This window comes from Nitrospira sp. M1 (assembly GCF_965152605.1).
This window is the reverse complement of the sequence record NZ_OZ224217.1, coordinates 265291-281428: the sequence shown is the minus strand read 5'-3', so window position 1 is coordinate 281428 and position 16138 is coordinate 265291. Positions and strand designations below refer to the sequence as shown.

Annotated in this window: 15 protein-coding genes and 1 pseudogene; 4 read left to right on the top strand and 12 right to left on the bottom strand. The window is 48.1% G+C overall.

The genetic code is table 11. The features are described from left to right. Window positions 1-162 precede the first annotated feature (162 nt). Complete coding sequence (locus ACWHX8_RS01345; RefSeq protein WP_447970175.1) at window positions 163-1449, bottom strand: macro domain-containing protein; 1287 nt, start codon at window positions 1447-1449, stop codon at window positions 163-165. A 470-nt stretch (window positions 1450-1919) separates the two neighbouring features. Here ACWHX8_RS01345 and ACWHX8_RS01340 point away from each other — a divergent pair. The 3 genes and pseudogenes from ACWHX8_RS01340 to ACWHX8_RS01330 all read left to right on the top strand — a co-directional run. Further along, window positions 1920-2045, top strand: a pseudogene (locus ACWHX8_RS01340) (transposase); the annotation flags it as partial. Window positions 2046-2628: 583 nt separating this feature from the next. Then, window positions 2629-2871 carry a CopG family ribbon-helix-helix protein gene (locus ACWHX8_RS01335; protein WP_447970174.1) on the top strand — a complete coding sequence of 81 codons (243 nt, stop codon included), beginning with the start codon at window positions 2629-2631 and terminating at the stop codon, window positions 2869-2871. Further along, complete coding sequence (locus ACWHX8_RS01330; protein WP_447970173.1) at window positions 2856-3194, top strand: type II toxin-antitoxin system PemK/MazF family toxin; 339 nt, start codon at window positions 2856-2858, stop codon at window positions 3192-3194. Before ACWHX8_RS01335 ends, ACWHX8_RS01330 begins: the two co-directional genes overlap by 16 nt. A 23-nt stretch (window positions 3195-3217) precedes the next feature. On the opposite strand, the gene ACWHX8_RS01325 is transcribed toward ACWHX8_RS01330, so the two are convergent. The 6 genes from ACWHX8_RS01325 to ACWHX8_RS01300 all read right to left on the bottom strand — a co-directional run bounded on the left by ACWHX8_RS01325 (window position 3218) and on the right by ACWHX8_RS01300 (window position 7908). Further along, on the bottom strand, window positions 3218-3733 hold the full coding sequence (locus tag ACWHX8_RS01325) for an NUDIX hydrolase (RefSeq protein ID WP_447970172.1): 516 nt from the start codon (window positions 3731-3733) through the stop codon (window positions 3218-3220). A gap of 27 nt (window positions 3734-3760) precedes the next feature. Next, a complete protein-coding gene (gene gcvT / locus ACWHX8_RS01320; protein ID WP_447970171.1) occupies window positions 3761-4864 on the bottom strand; it encodes a glycine cleavage system aminomethyltransferase GcvT in 1104 nt (367 codons plus the stop codon). Window positions 4865-4903: 39 nt separating this feature from the next. Continuing rightward, on the bottom strand, window positions 4904-5365 hold the full coding sequence (locus ACWHX8_RS01315) for an FKBP-type peptidyl-prolyl cis-trans isomerase (RefSeq protein WP_447970170.1): 462 nt from the start codon (window positions 5363-5365) through the stop codon (window positions 4904-4906). An 18-nt stretch (window positions 5366-5383) separates the two neighbouring features. Then, complete coding sequence (locus ACWHX8_RS01310; protein WP_447970169.1) at window positions 5384-6571, bottom strand: FIST signal transduction protein; 1188 nt, start codon at window positions 6569-6571, stop codon at window positions 5384-5386. 155 nt (window positions 6572-6726) lie between these two features. After that, on the bottom strand, window positions 6727-7251 hold the full coding sequence (locus tag ACWHX8_RS01305) for a GNAT family N-acetyltransferase (protein WP_447970168.1): 525 nt from the start codon (window positions 7249-7251) through the stop codon (window positions 6727-6729). A 27-nt stretch (window positions 7252-7278) separates the two neighbouring features. Beyond that, complete coding sequence (locus ACWHX8_RS01300; protein ID WP_447970167.1) at window positions 7279-7908, bottom strand: DUF502 domain-containing protein; 630 nt, start codon at window positions 7906-7908, stop codon at window positions 7279-7281. Window positions 7909-8692: 784 nt separating this feature from the next. Here ACWHX8_RS01300 and ACWHX8_RS01295 point away from each other — a divergent pair. Beyond that, window positions 8693-8983: a Trm112 family protein gene (locus ACWHX8_RS01295; RefSeq protein WP_447970166.1), complete on the top strand. Its 291-nt coding sequence runs from the start codon at window positions 8693-8695 to the stop codon at window positions 8981-8983. A gap of 62 nt (window positions 8984-9045) precedes the next feature. Here ACWHX8_RS01295 and ACWHX8_RS01290 read toward each other — a convergent pair whose 3' ends face one another. The 5 genes from ACWHX8_RS01290 to ACWHX8_RS01270 form a co-directional block, all read right to left on the bottom strand. Continuing rightward, window positions 9046-9282: a hypothetical protein gene (locus ACWHX8_RS01290; RefSeq protein WP_447970165.1), complete on the bottom strand. Its 237-nt coding sequence runs from the start codon at window positions 9280-9282 to the stop codon at window positions 9046-9048. Window positions 9283-9359: 77 nt separating this feature from the next. After that, complete coding sequence (locus tag ACWHX8_RS01285) at window positions 9360-9728, bottom strand: hypothetical protein (protein WP_447970164.1); 369 nt, start codon at window positions 9726-9728, stop codon at window positions 9360-9362. Window positions 9729-9890: 162 nt separating this feature from the next. Then, complete coding sequence (locus ACWHX8_RS01280) at window positions 9891-10214, bottom strand: hypothetical protein (protein ID WP_447970163.1); 324 nt, start codon at window positions 10212-10214, stop codon at window positions 9891-9893. Between the two features lie 622 nt (window positions 10215-10836). Further along, window positions 10837-12126: a 4Fe-4S dicluster domain-containing protein gene (locus tag ACWHX8_RS01275; RefSeq protein ID WP_447970162.1), complete on the bottom strand. Its 1290-nt coding sequence runs from the start codon at window positions 12124-12126 to the stop codon at window positions 10837-10839. A 122-nt stretch (window positions 12127-12248) separates the two neighbouring features. Beyond that, entirely contained in the window at window positions 12249-15686 is a 3438-nt protein-coding gene (locus ACWHX8_RS01270) for a molybdopterin-dependent oxidoreductase (RefSeq protein WP_447970161.1), read from the bottom strand. Window positions 15687-16138: the final 452 nt, after the last annotated feature.

Genomic DNA, 16138 nt, shown 5'->3' with positions numbered 1-16138 from the left:
CCTTTAACTCTTACTGTTTGTTAGTCAAATTGCACACTCATAATTGAGAGACCGTAGACATCTCTGCTGATAAACCAACATCCGCACTCTCAATGGCTCGCATATGCTCTATTGAAATTTCTAACAATTCTGTCTAGGTCAAAAATTAACAGACATTTCAGGTTATACTTTGGCTGACTTCTTTCGTGTTAACGAAATTTTCTTACGAACTTTCTCGCTCCGTAGGGGAGCCAAGGTTCCATTTGTTTTCAAAGAGTCAAATGTCGCAATCTGTTCTTCGTGCATGACCTGCTCCACACTCATCAAGACCTTTTGGCAGACTTCAAGTTCATTTTTACTCCACGTCAAAAAGTACACTCGATCAATCGCACAGCTTGGATGAGACTCGAGATAAGCGATCGCAGCATGAAAGAGCCTTTCAGCGGTATTTGACAAATTACCCATCCCTGTTCCTGCACCAATAATCGGAAACAAGAGGGATCGCAGGTTCAAGCTCGAATATTCTGTACTGTTGGCTTTTTGCAGTACTGTCGTCACACAAGCCTCAACATTTCGAATGGGACAATATCCCTGCCCAAGAACTCCTTCGACTGAAGCGACGTGAAAGACTTTCTTTACACCATGCGTCGCCTCGAGTTCTCCAGCTTCCGTTGCAATAACCGTTGTGGGTGGAACATGCGTATAGTGCTCCATGATCCTTGATAATTCATCCGCGATCGTATCTTCCACTACATGACCAGTTTGATGTTTTTTTGCTCCCAAGTACCTGATCACACTAGAAATGGATCGATCAAAAAATCGAGCCATCTGCATATTCGTATTTTCCGAATTGACCCACCCATCGATTCCTCTAATGTTTTGAATATCCCCTGTAATGAGACCAAGACGTTTTTGGGAAATCGCTCGCAATGGATATTCATACACCTCACATTTGTGAATTGGCTTTGGATCTGTGCTTATCCGGATATTCAGAACTTTATGCACCGGGCTGTCTGTATGGTTCGATTTCATCCCATTGTCAATAAACGATTGTATGGACTTTCTTGTGACTTGAATATTTTTGAGATCATCGGGGTCGTAACTGATCACTCGCAATCCTTTGATGTTAAAAGGTGCATGTGTTCCTTTTTGGCGAACCAATACGGTGACAGCATTTTTTAGGGTGTGCCGAATTCCTAATTCATAAAACACGTTGGCGTTGAGAGTGGTAATGTCAACGAGGACAACACCTGACTCCAAAATATATTCAAACATGTCTCCATGAATAGAACCCGCTTTTTCTATTTCATCACATCGAATACACTGAAGACCGAGTTCTTCAATGGCCTCCTTAAAGATTCGTAAATAAACTTCGTCAAAATTCACTTCTTTCTTATTTACGTCAAGTTTCTTCCCAAACGGCATAATTACAAAACATGTTTTCGGCAATGTCATGAGGGGTTGTCCCATGAGTTTTCTCAGCTCATCATGCGATCATTGATTCACTTTTTTGTAGTCGGCTGATTTATCACTTTCAGAAAGCAAGCCTGATGCCAACGTTCAAATCATGTGACAAAATAATTTCCTAGGTCATATGACACATAATCGATGCCGCGAATAGCTTCTTCTACAAATACAACTATAGCCGTTCCAATTTCCTTCCATCTGTACGACGTGTGTTTTGCGCTGTGTACATGATGTAAATTCGGTTGGAAGGTATTTGGCTTCGCTATAGTGCATCAGATCCGGTTGCGACATATAAAAAGATACAGTGATGTATCCTATTCGATAACAAGGTCACCTTTTATTATGACTAGGAAACAATTCAGCAGCATCCGATTCAAACATTCAATTCGACTCGGAGAACATCATCCTGAACTTCCGCCAAACCAGATGACAGTCCTATACTTGAATGTAAAGCATGGAAGGGAAGGCCGGTCATGTCCAAGAGGCGACATGCAGATGAATTGAAAAAAGAAGTGGTCAAGCAGGTCATCGAGCGAGGATACGCCGTGAGCGATGTCGTAAGGCGATTAGGGATTTCCGTGCAAAGCTTGGACAAGTGGGGGAAGGTGTATAACCCTACCCTATAAGACAGAACTCAAAAATGTTTGGTGCGAGAATTTGACGTTAAAATTTGTGACCCTATGCTTGAAACAATCTTGCCCGCGATGGAGGTCGATTCGAGCTAGCATTAGTAGTGCTCTGGATGAGTTTCTAGTCGGCCCTAGTGAGTATCCACTACATCTACCAATAGCAAAGGGCTTTCAGCTCCATCTAACGCTGGGAAACCAAAACTGAAGACACAGTATTCTGTATAGGTCAGCCCACTGACAAGGATACCTCAGGGTTACGTCGTCTCAGAAATCATACGAAACATGGAAGCATACATTGACGAGAACCCTTAGAAAATTGAGCGAGTCAGGCGAAAATATTCGACATGGTGACTCATATTCATCGATCGCATTGGCTATGGAACCAAGCAAGAAGAAGTTCGAAAGTACATTAAGAAGCCTGTCGTCTGGGATAAATTTTTTGTGGTCAGCCCTATGAATGATGCCGTCTACGAAATCTAACACCGCCGCAGCATTTCCTTTCAAACTTGACGAATTCAATGGTATGACGTATTGTCATACTTAAAGGAGACAGATGCCCAGATCGAAAATTGCCATATCTCTTGATGAGTCGACGTTGAAACGCTTGGATCAACTCGTTGATAAGGCCTCCTTTCCTAACAGGAGCCAGGCCATTCAGGAGGCCGTAGACGAAAAACTTGCAAGGTTGGAACGAAGCCGATTGGCTCAGGAATGCGCTAAGCTTGACCCAAGGTTTGAAAAATCGTTGGCTGAGGAAGGCTTATCTGAGGACACTTCAGAGTGGCCAGAATACTAAGGGGAGAAATTCGGTGGGCAGAGCTCAACCCTGTTCGTGGCAATGAACAAGCGGGGCGTCGTCCGGTTCTCATCTTGAGCCATGACGTTTTTAATGAACGCTCCGGTACGGTGATAGCAGTGGCCCTCACAAGCCAACCACAGCGGGCTGCCTTCCCACTCACTCTTGAAATTGAATCGAAGGGACTTCCTAAGAAATCATGGGTGAAGATCAGTCAAATTCGAACCCTGGCAATAGAACGTATTGGGCAACGACTTGGGAAATTGAGTCAAGAAGAACTTACGCTGGTCATCGAAGGATTGAATGAAATTATTGGTTCCTAATCAACTTTAATACCTGACACTTCTCAACCCTTCATTTGCAAATACACCATCTGCAGCCCCACCATCGTTTTCGCATCACGAATCGTGCCTTTTTTGATTTCGGCAATGGCTTGTTCAAGCGGCCATTCGAGAATCTCCAGCACTTCGTCCGTATCAAGATGCTGTTGACCTTTCACCAACCCGGTTCCTTTGTATACATGGATCACCTCATCGGTGAATCCTGGTGCGGTAAAGAGACTCGTAAGCAATTCTAGGTTCTCAGCTCGATACCCAATTTCTTCTTCTAATTCACGACCCGCGCAATCACGTGGATCTTCGCCAGGATTCAACTTTCCCGCTGGAATTTCATAGATAAACCCACCCGCCGCATGACGGAATTGACGAATCAAGATGACCGTTCCGTCGTCCTTCACCGGCACAATGGCAGACGCGCCGGGGTGCCGAATCATTTCCAATTCAGCCGTGGCTCCATTGGGGAGCGTCACGGTATCAATGTTGTACGTGAGAAATTTGCCGGAATAGATGTGTTTGACGTTCATAAAGTAAAGGAAAGATGGAAAGAAAGGTTAAGACGAGGTTTTTCGTCTATAGAATGGAGGTTTCACCACGACAGCTGGCACTTTCTTGCCACGTACTTGAATCTCAAGCGATGTCCCTTCGCTTGAATATTGTGGCGCTACATAGCCCAAGCCTATGCCCTTTTGGAGAATAGGCGATAAATTCCCACTACTAACTTGTCCAACCTGTTCGTCTTTTGAATAAATCGCCATGTCATGTCGGGGAACGGCCTTTTGGAGCAACTCGAAAGCCACAAGCCGTCGCTTAGGTCCATCCTGCTTTTGTTTTTTCAGAACTGCAGACCCAATGAACTCCGGCTTTTGAAATCCCACAACCCATTCTGCTCCAGCTTCGACTGGTGTGGTTTCTTCGGTAAGATCATTCCCATAAAGAAAATACCCCATATCAAGACGCAGCAGGTCACGTGCTCCCAGGCCGGCAGGTTTTAAGCCATGCGGCGTTCCAGCCTCGATTAGGCGTTGCCACAGCTCAGGCACGCGTTCAGCCGAGAGATAGAGCTCGTACCCCAGTTCTCCGGTATAGCCTGTTCGTGTAATAAGAACATGGTCACCTGATACCGTTGTATTCAGACACCAACGCGGCTTGAGTTCATCAAGTGAAGAATCTTTCAGGATTTCGCATAAGATGTTTTTAGACAAGGGACCTTGAAGAGCGAGTTGCGCCATCTGAGTTGAAACATCTTCAAGCGTAAAACCATTCGGCCGTTTAACTTGTTGCTCAGATAGCCATAGACTGATTTTCTCTCGGTTTGAGGCATTTACGCACAGAAGATAGTCGTCTAAGCCGGTACGATACACAAAGACATCGTCCTTAATCCCGCCTTCAGGATTGCACACCATCGAATACTGCGCCTGCCCCAACGATAATTTGGCAACATCGTTCGTGGTAACCCATTGCAAAAAATCGAGAGCCCCCTTCCCTGAAAACATAAGACGACCCATGTGACTCACATCGAACAAACCAGCGTGTTGCCGGACTGCATGATATTCATCGATGACACCAGAATACTGCAGTGGCATCGACCAGCCTGCAAAATCCACAAGCTTGGCACCATGCCCCTGATGGGCTTCATAGAGTGGCGTTTTATTCATTTGTCAGATGGCTTTTCAACATTTATCTTCTTCACAACCTTATCGGACCTCGAGTAATTCCACATCAAATTTCAACGTCGCGTTCGGAGGAATAACTCCCCCTGCTCCTCGTGCGCCATAACCCAAGTCTGGCGGAATAATTAGTTGGCGCGTCCCACCGACCTTCATGCCTGCGACGCCTTCATCCCATCCTTTGATAACTTGCCCTGCGCCAAGAGGAAAGGAAAACGGATCATTTCGATCTTTAGAACTGTCGAATTTCGTTCCATCAGTTAACGTGCCGGTATAGTGCACAACCACATGGTCACCTTTTTTTGCTTCTTGGCCATCACCAGGAACAACATCCACATATTGCAACCCAGAATCGGTCGTCACAACGCTTCCATCATCTGCCTGAACTATTGTGCTAAGACCACACAACAATAGACTCATTACACACATCATGATGCCACTCTTACTCAAGGTTCTACTCATGGGCTTTCTCCTTTGCTTCTTACGCAACGTGAAAGATTGGAATGATTAGGAACTCGCGATAGAGGGATCACAAAACAGGGCAACACTCGCAGTATAACCATGCAGATAGTTTTTCCCACCGACCGGCCCGATTTCTCCTCCGGCAAAAAACCCGGCAGTGGGCACATTCCCGAGTTGATCCCGCAAGACAGTGATATCATGATGAGGCTCGGAGAACAATCGTGTCCCGCGACAATTACAACTAAAGAGCAAGGCCCCTTGCGCTGGACGATTACGATGGATTCGATGGTCTTCCTCTAAAAGCGTTCGCAGTTCTTCGTCAGCCGCCTTGCCATCTCGCAGATGAAATTGCAGTGTTTGCCCTTCATGAACGATATCCGAGATGGCTACACCGCCAGATTTTTCGTCGGCCCCCATCAGGTCTCGAATAAGAAAATCTCTTCGTCCAAATTTCCCACGATATTCATTCATGGCGAGACCAACTTGAATGGATTGTGTCGCATGCTGACTCGTCTCACGTACACCCTGTATCGTAGCCTTTAATCGGTCTAACATGGGCTGACCACCTAATTCATAGATGATGTTTCGATCAGACTTTGTCACCACATACGGCTCACCAATTGGCTGACACCCCTGAGAAACGACGGTTCGAACCTCGATTCGTCCACTTACGGCCACTCCCACAACTCCACTGTCATAGAGATCTCGATTGAGCACCAGTCGATTTTCACCACTATCGGTCCCACCACTGGCAATCCCTCCTATGGCTACAGAGCCTGGAGAGTCTTGATCGATTGAGGCAAAAACTTCATCAATGGGAGTCGTAAAAGGATCGGCAAAAAGAAAAAAGTATGGGTGTTGAGAATGGGTATGAAAATCTTGCGGCCATCCTTTTAGAGAAAGACGTCCATCACGTTCGTGTGCCGTCAAACGTATTGGTGTCATCGTCACATCTGGAAGCACAGCAGACCACAAGATGATGGCTGGCTGCTCTTCAAATTCTTCCGTATCACCAATCACCCCATGATTCATGCAGCCCACCAAATTCTGTGGAGAAATCTTTTCCTGAACGTATGCATGTAAGGCATGGGCTTCTTCAGAAAAGAAAGACGAAAAGAAGAGGAATGCTAAATCAGGAGACGTCTGCCCTAACGACCGAATGGTCGATTTCTGCAGAGCGTCGACGGCTTTCTCGACATCGGCTTCTTTAGAAACGGCAACATGATATTGCATGGCACACACTCGAATATTTGGCTATTCATAATGGGAATTGCGCTTGGATCGTGAAAAGCACCTATCAACCCATTGGGCTTTTTCACATAGTAGCAACGAGAAGCCTAACAAGCACACAGCTAGCTTGTCCATGAAGGACTGGTGAGAGTAGTTCGCTACGGAACATGTTGCGAGTCTCCAAGCTTTGGAGGTGGCATAAAATCACGTTCCAACATTCGATACGGCGTGAGCTCTAAGCCAACCTTGGCATACACTGATCGCGCAGTGGCATTATCTTGCTCAACATATAATCTCACTCCGCACACGTCTCGACGCACCTTCACTTGCTCATAGACATGTTGGTACAGCGCACGAAACACTCCCCGCTGTCGCCAATCTTGATGGACATACACGCTTTGTATCCACCAGAAATTTGCATTTCGCCAGTCACTCCACTCATAGGTGATCAAAAGCTGGCCGGCAACGACAGGTTTCGATTTTTCTGTTTGAACCTCTGCGATCAAATAAAATCCGCGTGAAGGCTGTTCAAATATGGCCTGAACACCGGCTCGCAACACGGTTTGGTCGAGACTTCGTCCTTCAGTTTCTAAGGCCATTGCCGTATTAAATTTCACGAGATAATCTATGTCCGACAACACGGCATCCCGAATCACGATTTTTTCTTGTCGTTGGTCAGTCATGGCAAAGGCACCAAAATTGAATGAAAATTAAGCCGAACTAGAGGGTGGATTGAGCCACCCGGGCGAGGGACGGTAGAGCCCTGCTGAGAACTCCAACTTCATCGCCTCTTCAGGACGTAATCGTATGAGATGAATTTTATATTCGGGAATAAAGGCTAAATAGCCGGTAAAAGGATGAATGGCCGTTGGCACAAAGACCATGACCAGCGCATCATCATGAGAAACCTGCAGCCATCGTGGGGCATAGCCCATGATAAACCCGACTGCCCACAGCCCATCTCGCGGAAAGGGAAACACGGCCACCTTGCTTTGGCCAAAACGTTCTTTAAAATTAATAACATCCGCCATGCTTTTGAGCGTGTTATAGATACTTCGAACCAATGGAACTTTCTCAACGGATTCCTCAATGTTGGTATGAATTCGATGACCAACAAAATGCGTCATCCCCATGCCAACGAGCAACACGAGAATGGCAAAAGAGGCAATGCCGGACCCTGGAACCTTGACATGAAACGCTGCTTGAAACACATCCACCGTCATGTGATCAAGCGCATCAAACAATGTGTATAAGATTAAAAATGTTCCCCAGGCGGGAATGATAATGATTAACCCTGTCCAAAAATACCGTTGAATTTGTGATAAAAATTTTTGAAACATGGTGCTATAGTTTTTTAACTTTTCATTAAGACCTATTTGTCTGGAAAGTGCTATAGTCGTTTCACTGAATTTCCCTACCCTTGAAGCCGACACCGCGTTGAAAGTCCTTAGATATTAACCGGACCAAATTGAGATTCGCTATAGTGCAGAGGAGCTTTTGCTTAAGAACATGGCCCTTCTCATTCCCTCATTAATCGTATGCCTTTTTTATCGTCCTAGGTTTTTGCTCTCTGCCGGGGTTCGTCCCGGCGACCGAGGCCCTTTTGTTTCGGCAAAAGGACCCAAAACCATGAACGCCCAGGCCAGGTTTATCTGATGAGATGAACACCATTTGGTGGTGCGGGCTAACTCGCTTCTCTCAAACAAGCCCGCCCAGTATGAGAGGCGTTCACTCAACGGACTCTAACGAAACCTCATCCTTTCTTACGGAATGCACATGCCTAATCGAACGCAAGCATACACGTCAACTGCATGAAAGAGTCGTGGCACGGCTAGAGCCAGCAGGCGTCAGAGCATAGGTACTGAGAAAAAGTTAAAAAGCTATAGCTCTCATGCACCCTGTACTGTATCAGATTAACTTGATTCGTTCATCAATTCTCACCGAAATCGTGATGGGGTGAGGAAAGTTACCGGCTGACGTTACGAGATATGAGTTACATGAATACTCAACACTCTCAAGGGACCTACCGGGATTACACCTCACTGAATGCTTGTGTCTTGTCAAAGAGAGTGATACATTTTGTTGGGCTCGTTAATGTGACACGATTCGATAAAGGAGTACGCCATGGCAGAACCAGTGGACAACGCCAATAAAGGAACCATAGACCCTGGACTCTTAGCAATCCTCTGTTGCCCAGAAACAAAGTTAAACGTCTTAATGGCTGATGCCCAACTGATTGAACGGGTAAATACTGCAATCGAACGCGGAGAGACTCTGAACAAGGCAGGGCAACCGGTCAAGGAAAAATTGGATGGCGGTCTGATTCGCCAAGACAAGAAAATCCTCTACCCGATTCGAGACCAAATTCCTATTATGCTAATCGAAGAAGGGATTATGCTAGAAAGTGAACCGTGAGATAAGCACTCTTGCCTCGGAACACAGATGTGTGTCCTTTCGGGTTGACGAGAGCCATTGCATCAATCGAAATGCTCTTCCGTTGACTCGCCTTTCACAATCCACCAAATAGACCGCACAACTTGCACCATCACATAAATGGCCAAGCTGATGAGGAGGCCATACATTCCGGAAGCTTGCGGCTTCCAATTTTCGGCATCATGTATCACCAATCCTAAGGTGACATGTGCCCCAAGGCCAAGACACAACGCAAAGATAATCCACTCTCGGACGGCCTTTTTATTTTTTGCGTCATCCATACAGACATTTTTTTCATATATGCAATGCTTGGAATACGAGGAAGAAGATGAAACTTCAACCCTGTATGTATAGCTTTTTAGACCGGACTCTTACTAGATTCAATCCCAGTGGCGGTGATAAGGCTGGTGAGATAGTCACTGACAAAAATAAGCGCTTCTTCCCGTCCATCAGCTCGTCTACCCTTTTCACGTCGTTGAATTGAGAGTTCATGTTCAAGGTCTGACTTCACATCGCCTAGAAGTTTTTGGAGCGATGCGGTCGTTAAATTCACATCAACATCTTCTATTTCTTGGCAACGATCAAGGACCCAGTTCAGGCCTTCGACACGTCCAAAATATCGTTCCTGATCGGCAGCATCTATTCTACCCATGCTACTCGCAAATGCCTGGCCCTCATAAATAAGATTATAAAAACTTGAAACGGCCTTGTGTAAAGTTGAATTCATTCCTGTTCTCCCACCTTAAAGCTCTCAAATTTATTTCTTCACATTTCCTTTGAATTGTTTCGACCTTGCGGTCAGCGTCCCAACCAGGCGGATGCTGTATCTCCTATAAAAAATAATACAATTTATGAAATAGGCTTTCTGAAAACTTACAGTTTCTCTCCCTCATGTAAACAACAAAGGATGAAACTCAGCCATAAATCCATAATATAATGGCGCAAAATGCTTCAAACTATTGGGGCTTGTTTCCTTAAGTCGCTTAAAGAAAAACACTTGATTGGTTGGATCAAGCTGTTCTAACAATGCCGCAAGTTGAGGCATTGTATAGCTTGTTCCAGGAACACTTAAAACGTAATGCACCAAGCGTTCAACCCATTGCTGCGCGATATAGTCGCTGACAAGATATTCCTTAGGAATCGTGCCAGTTTTGAGTATCTCGTCAAAGCGAACGGCCTGAGCTGCAAAAGGAATGTCAGCGTTAACAGACACCTCCACCACAGTCTTTATATATAAGTTTGAATGAAGCCAACCCTGTTTTCAAATTAACATTGATTCCTAAAAATATCTACCTGTATTTTCCGTTTTTCAGAAAACTTAGCGAGTAATATTTCGACTAATCACTACACATATTCACTTTCCCCGTATTTCTCAAATATTCATTGCCTAGCGAAAGATAGTTCAAATCTGACAACAACCCAAACTCACCAAATTTCGTATAAGAGAGAAATATACAATTTACCTAGTCATATTTATTAAGAAAACATTACCATTAAATATAAATATATATACCTACGAAAAGTAGCTAGAATCCTCAGAGCTTCCAACACTTGAAGCATCGTTGAAATATTCAGCACCGTATCTTGCAGATGCATACATAATAGATGGCGAAACCCAATAGTCCTGAATTCACATCACTCCTACAACACAATCCGTACACGTCGTACAGACGGAAGTGCATTCAGAGTTGGCTTAAACTTCTTAAGTAGACGTTAGATATATAATGATACGTGCATGAAGAATCAACACACCCTTCTCTTAAAACACACCAGGCCTGAAGGGGAACTTCCCCTCCAGGCCTGGTGTTGTCTCTCTGGTGTGTCGTCAGAACGACTTACAGCCAGTTCACCCGTTCCGCCGGGCGGACATAGATGGGCTCTTCCACCTGCTGCCGCACCGCCTCTTTGCCCGACTTGTTAAAGCCCAACACGGTATCGTTATACATCTCAAACTTCTTCCCGTGAATCTGGGTCTCAAACACTTTCGGACCAGGGATCACATCATACCGGAACAGAATCTGCTGGCTCGCCCGCCACAACTGCAGCACCGCCAACAACTCCCGACTCGGCACCAGATACTTCTCAATCGCGTTATCCACGCCCGGCCCAAACATCTGCCGCGTATACCCCCGCGGCGCTTGCCGGGGCGGAATGTAGTACCCATTCGGCTCCGTCCCCCATTGCGGGTACAACGGCAACGCCACCTGCTCCACCCGGATCGTGTAGTATAACGGGTTCCAGCGGTCTTCCGCCCATAACCCATCTTCCCCCACCTTCACCAGGCTCTGCAAGCGAATCTTCCCCACACACGCCGACATACACCGCGTTTCCATCGGCTCGCCCCCCGTCAACGGGTCCTTGCCTTCCACTCGGGGATAACAGGCAATACACTTCTCCGTCACCCGCGTCGTCCCCCGATACATCGGCTTCTTAAACGGGCACTGCTCCACACACTTCTTGTATCCCCGGCACCGGTTCTGGTCGATCAACACAATCCCATCTTCCGGCCGCTTGTAGATGGCCTTCCGCGGGCACGCCGCCAAACACCCTGGGTACGTACAGTGGTTACAGATCCGTTGCAGATAGAAGAAGTACGTCTCATGCTCCGGCAAACTACTTCCACTCATTCTCCACGGCTCTTCTTTCGTGAACCCCGTCTTATCGACGCCTTCGACCAGCGCCCGCATCGACGTCGCCGTATCTTCATAGATATTCACAAACCGCCACTCTTGGTCCGTGGGGATATACCCGATCGCCGCTTGCCCGATCTTCGCCCCCGCGTCAAAAATCGTCATCCCTTCGAACACCCCGTACGGCGCATGGTGCTTCCGCCCCACCCGCACGTTCCAGACCTGCCCCCCGGGATTGACTTGCTCAATCAACTGCGTGATCTTCACGTCGTAGAACTGCGGATACCCCCCATAGGGCTTCGTCTCCACGTTGTTCCACCACATGTACTCCTGCCCCTTCGAGAACAACCACGTCGACTTATCCGCCATCGAACACGTCTGACAGGCTAAGCACCGGTTGATATTGAACACAAATGCAAACTGCCATTTCGGATGCCGCTCTTCATACGGATACAGCATCTTCCGGCCTAATTGCCAATTATACACCTCTGGCATGATTTCCTCCGTTTCGTCTGGTTATACCACCATACAATAATAGTCGATTGTCACATGAGGCCCGTGGCTCCTGGGGGGCCCGACGCCACGCTGGACGTCGCGTGGCCCCCCAGCAAGCCGGGTTACACTTTGATCTTAATATGGTCACCCTTGAGCCATTTAATCATGAACTCATTTTCCTGACCCGGCGTAAACCCGGTCCGAACCGGCTCCCATGGCCCCCGTCCGCCGATGCCGCCGTCTTCCGCTTTCGTAATCCGCATCAGACATTCTTTCGGCGTCGTATTGACCGCATGGTGATCAATCTCAAAGCCCCATTTGAACTTCCACTTACCACCACTCTTGCCCGGTAACGAGTCCGTTTGATGCATCGGCATCAACCAACTCCGCGTAAACGACTGCTGCGCCCCATACCGGAAGTTCGATTGATACCCCGTATCCATGGCAATCGCGCGCCCATCCGGCCGCGTTTCATGCCCTTTCACCGACTTGGCCGTCGACACATACGGCGCATGCTTGGCCATCGTCACGTGATACGGGAACGCCGGGTTATACTTCGCCCGAATCATCAACCGCGCCACCTTGTAGTACGGGTCACTGGGCTTCCAGCCCCGATACGGCCGATCCACTGGGTTCCCATCGACGTAGACATAGTCCCCGTCATTGATCCCCCGATCTTTCGCCGCCGCCGGGTTAATGTGCAACTGATGCTCCCCGACCCCCGGCGTCCGTTTATCCATCCGGTACGCATCGCCGAAGTTCGACTCATACATCTGCACCCAGTCGTTCACCGACCATTGACTGTGCACCCGGTGCCGCGTCTTGGGCGTCACACAATAGAACTGATACCCTTTCTCCCATAACGGATTCGAGTACCGTTTGATTTCCTGCCACGGCAGCTTGATATTCCGCACCGTCTTATCGTCGTGATGCTGCGCGGTGATCGGAATCCCGTAGTCATCTGGCCGAATGTACGGATTCGACGACATAATGGCATTCGGCAGATACGGCGTCGCTTCCGTCCCTTCCCGATGCACAATGAAGTTTTCCCCGTACTCAATGGCTTCCGGCTCCACCCGATAAGTCTCCAACCGTCCACTGCGCGTCCAATGCGGCTTGCTCTCGTTCGTCTCTTCCCAGAACGGATGGCGCGGATAGGTCCGACACATCACCATCCAGCCCTTCTCGCTCTTGAGCATCGTATCGATGTTATACCCGTACGACGTCGTCCCGGCATCCATGAGCCGTTGCGCATACACATCCACCCGGTTCTCATAGACGAACTTGAAGTAATCCCGGAACCGCCCATCGCCCGTCATCTGCGTGAGCTTCGCGGCCACCCCGGCCGTCGTATCCAAGTCATTCCGCGTGTCATAGAGCGGCCGAATCCCACCCTTCCACACTTGGAACCAAGGATTCGACACCGTTGCCGTCATTTCCGGATAGGTAAACTCCATCCAGGTATTGACCGCAAACGAGACGTCCGCATGATTGACGTCCGAAGTCATCTCCACTTCTTGATGCACAATGGTCTCAATGTGGGAGTCCACATTCTTGACCATGTCATAGTGATGCTTGGCATTATTTAACACGTTGACGTTGGCCACCCACCGGAATTTACTCGGTGTGGGCATATGCGTCTTCCCGGTAAACACCCGACGGCCATACTTCGGCGTATTCACGATCAACGCCGTATCCCCGTGGTTCCAATACCCCACTTCTTCGCCATAATAGTAAGACTTGACGATGATTTCCTTCCCATGCGCATTGGCATCCGTCGTGATATTGAACGGATCTTCTCCGGTATGCACCCCTAAACCACCACCGGACCATGGCGTGGCCGCCCACACCCCGGCCTTATAGTTCCCCGACCAGGTATGACAGCCCGACCCAAACTTCCCGATATTCCCTGTCACAATCAGGTTAAAGGCCGCCGCTCGCCCGTTTTGCGTCATATGGAAGTAGTGACACACCCCTTCCCCGTTATGAATCGCCGCCGGTTTAATCGTCCCGATATCCCGGCCCCACCGCACGATGAGGTCCTTCGGCGACCGACAGATCTGATGCACCGTATCCAAGTCGTAATCCTGTAAATGCGCTTGATACATCTGGAAGATCGGCATCACATCCACTTCCCGGCCATTCAAGAGCTTCACCCGGAACGTCCCCATCAAGGCTGGATCGATTCCGCTTTGCTTAAAGTGCCAGCCCACCAATTCCCGATGAATCGGCACCGCTTGCTCTTTGTTCAAATCCCACACCATCAACCCGCCTAAGCGCGCCACATACTGCGGGCTCAACGTTTGGACTTTGCCGGAATAGGCGTTCGAGAAGTCCGGAAGCTTGTAATCTTTGACGCACTCCCGCGGATCCAGATACTGCAAGGTATCCGTCCGCACCAACAGCGGCATATCCGTAGCCGTTTTACAGAAATCATGATCGTACATGTTTTCATCCAGCAGGATCTTGGCCGCCCCTAAGAAGAACGACGCATCCGATTCCGGCCGAATGGGAATCCAGTAGTCCGCCCGATACGCCGTCGGGTTATATTCCGGCGTGATCACCACCACCCGGGCCCCCCGCTCTATGCTCTCGAGCTTCCAGTGGGCTTCCGGCATCTTGTTTTCCACAAAGTTCTTGCCCCAACTGGTGTTCATCTTCGAAAACCGCATGTCGTTCAAGTCACAATCGGAGTTCTGCGTCCCGTTCCACCAGGGTTGCGAGGGATCTTGGTCCCCGTGCCAGGTATAGTTGTTCCAATACCGGCCACCTTGCGCTTGGTTTGGCTTGACCTTCCGGATATAGGTATCGAGTAAGGCCCCACAGCCTCCGTTCATCCGGGTCACGCTCATTTTTCCAATGATGCCCAATACTGGCATCCCGGCCCGGAACTTCATGGTCCGTACGCCTGACCCCTTCATCATCTCGATCTGCTCGGGGGCATAGCCCTGCTCACGCAAGCGGCGGGCTCCGGACTCCCCACTATACCGATTGGCGATAATCATCATGGCTTTGGCGAGGTAGGTAAACGATGTGTCCCAGGACACCCGCAGCATGTCATCGAGATAGCGCGCGTTGAACTTATACTTGTTGCGCACATCCGGCGTGAATTCCGGACTGCCATCATCCATCCATTGCTTCCAGCCGCGACGGATGAGCGGCCCCTTCAACCGATAGGGTCCATACACCCGGCGATGCATCGTATAGCCCTTCAAACACATCCGCGGATTATGCGCAAACGTCCCCCGATTGCCGTAGAGATCTTCATACGTTTGATGGTCGTAGTTCTGCTCCACTCGCATCACGATCCCGTTGCGCACAAAGGCCCGAATCCGACACGCATGCGTATCGTTCGGCGAACAACACCACGTAAACGAGGAATCATAGCGATACTGGTCGTGATACACCCGCTCCCACGACCGGTCGGGATACTCGCCCAGGGGGTTGCCCACTTCAATGACCGGTTGCAAGGCTGTTAAGGCTAACGCCTTATCCGCCAACGCCACCGCGGCCACCGTGCCCGCTGAGACTTTTAAAAATTGCCGTCTAGAAAGAAACATTGCATGCACCTCCTAAATTAACGACCGAAAATTCGGCCCAGTGATACTGCACCTCTCACAATAAAGCTGAAATGGGTTATCACCTCCTTTTTAATTTTTATTACCTTCATATAAATAAGCATCGAATTATCGAGACCTCGATATTCCTGCCTAATACTGAGCAATATTTGGTCCATCAGGAAATTACCTCAATGAAAATTCATAAATATTTGAAAATAATGAATTTATTGTAATTTATCTTAATAAAATTCTAATAAATGCCAATAAATAAAATGTGTTGTTTTGGTAATAAAAATATGCTCATTTTATAATTTCAATAAAACTCATGTAAAATCAACACTTTAAAGAAAATGCAAGCGATACGAAAAGGTAACATAAAAAATGACCTGTAACTTCAAACTCGCAAGTTACGCGTTGCTTCGTATTTCGTCTATTGAGAAAAAGCGAAGGGG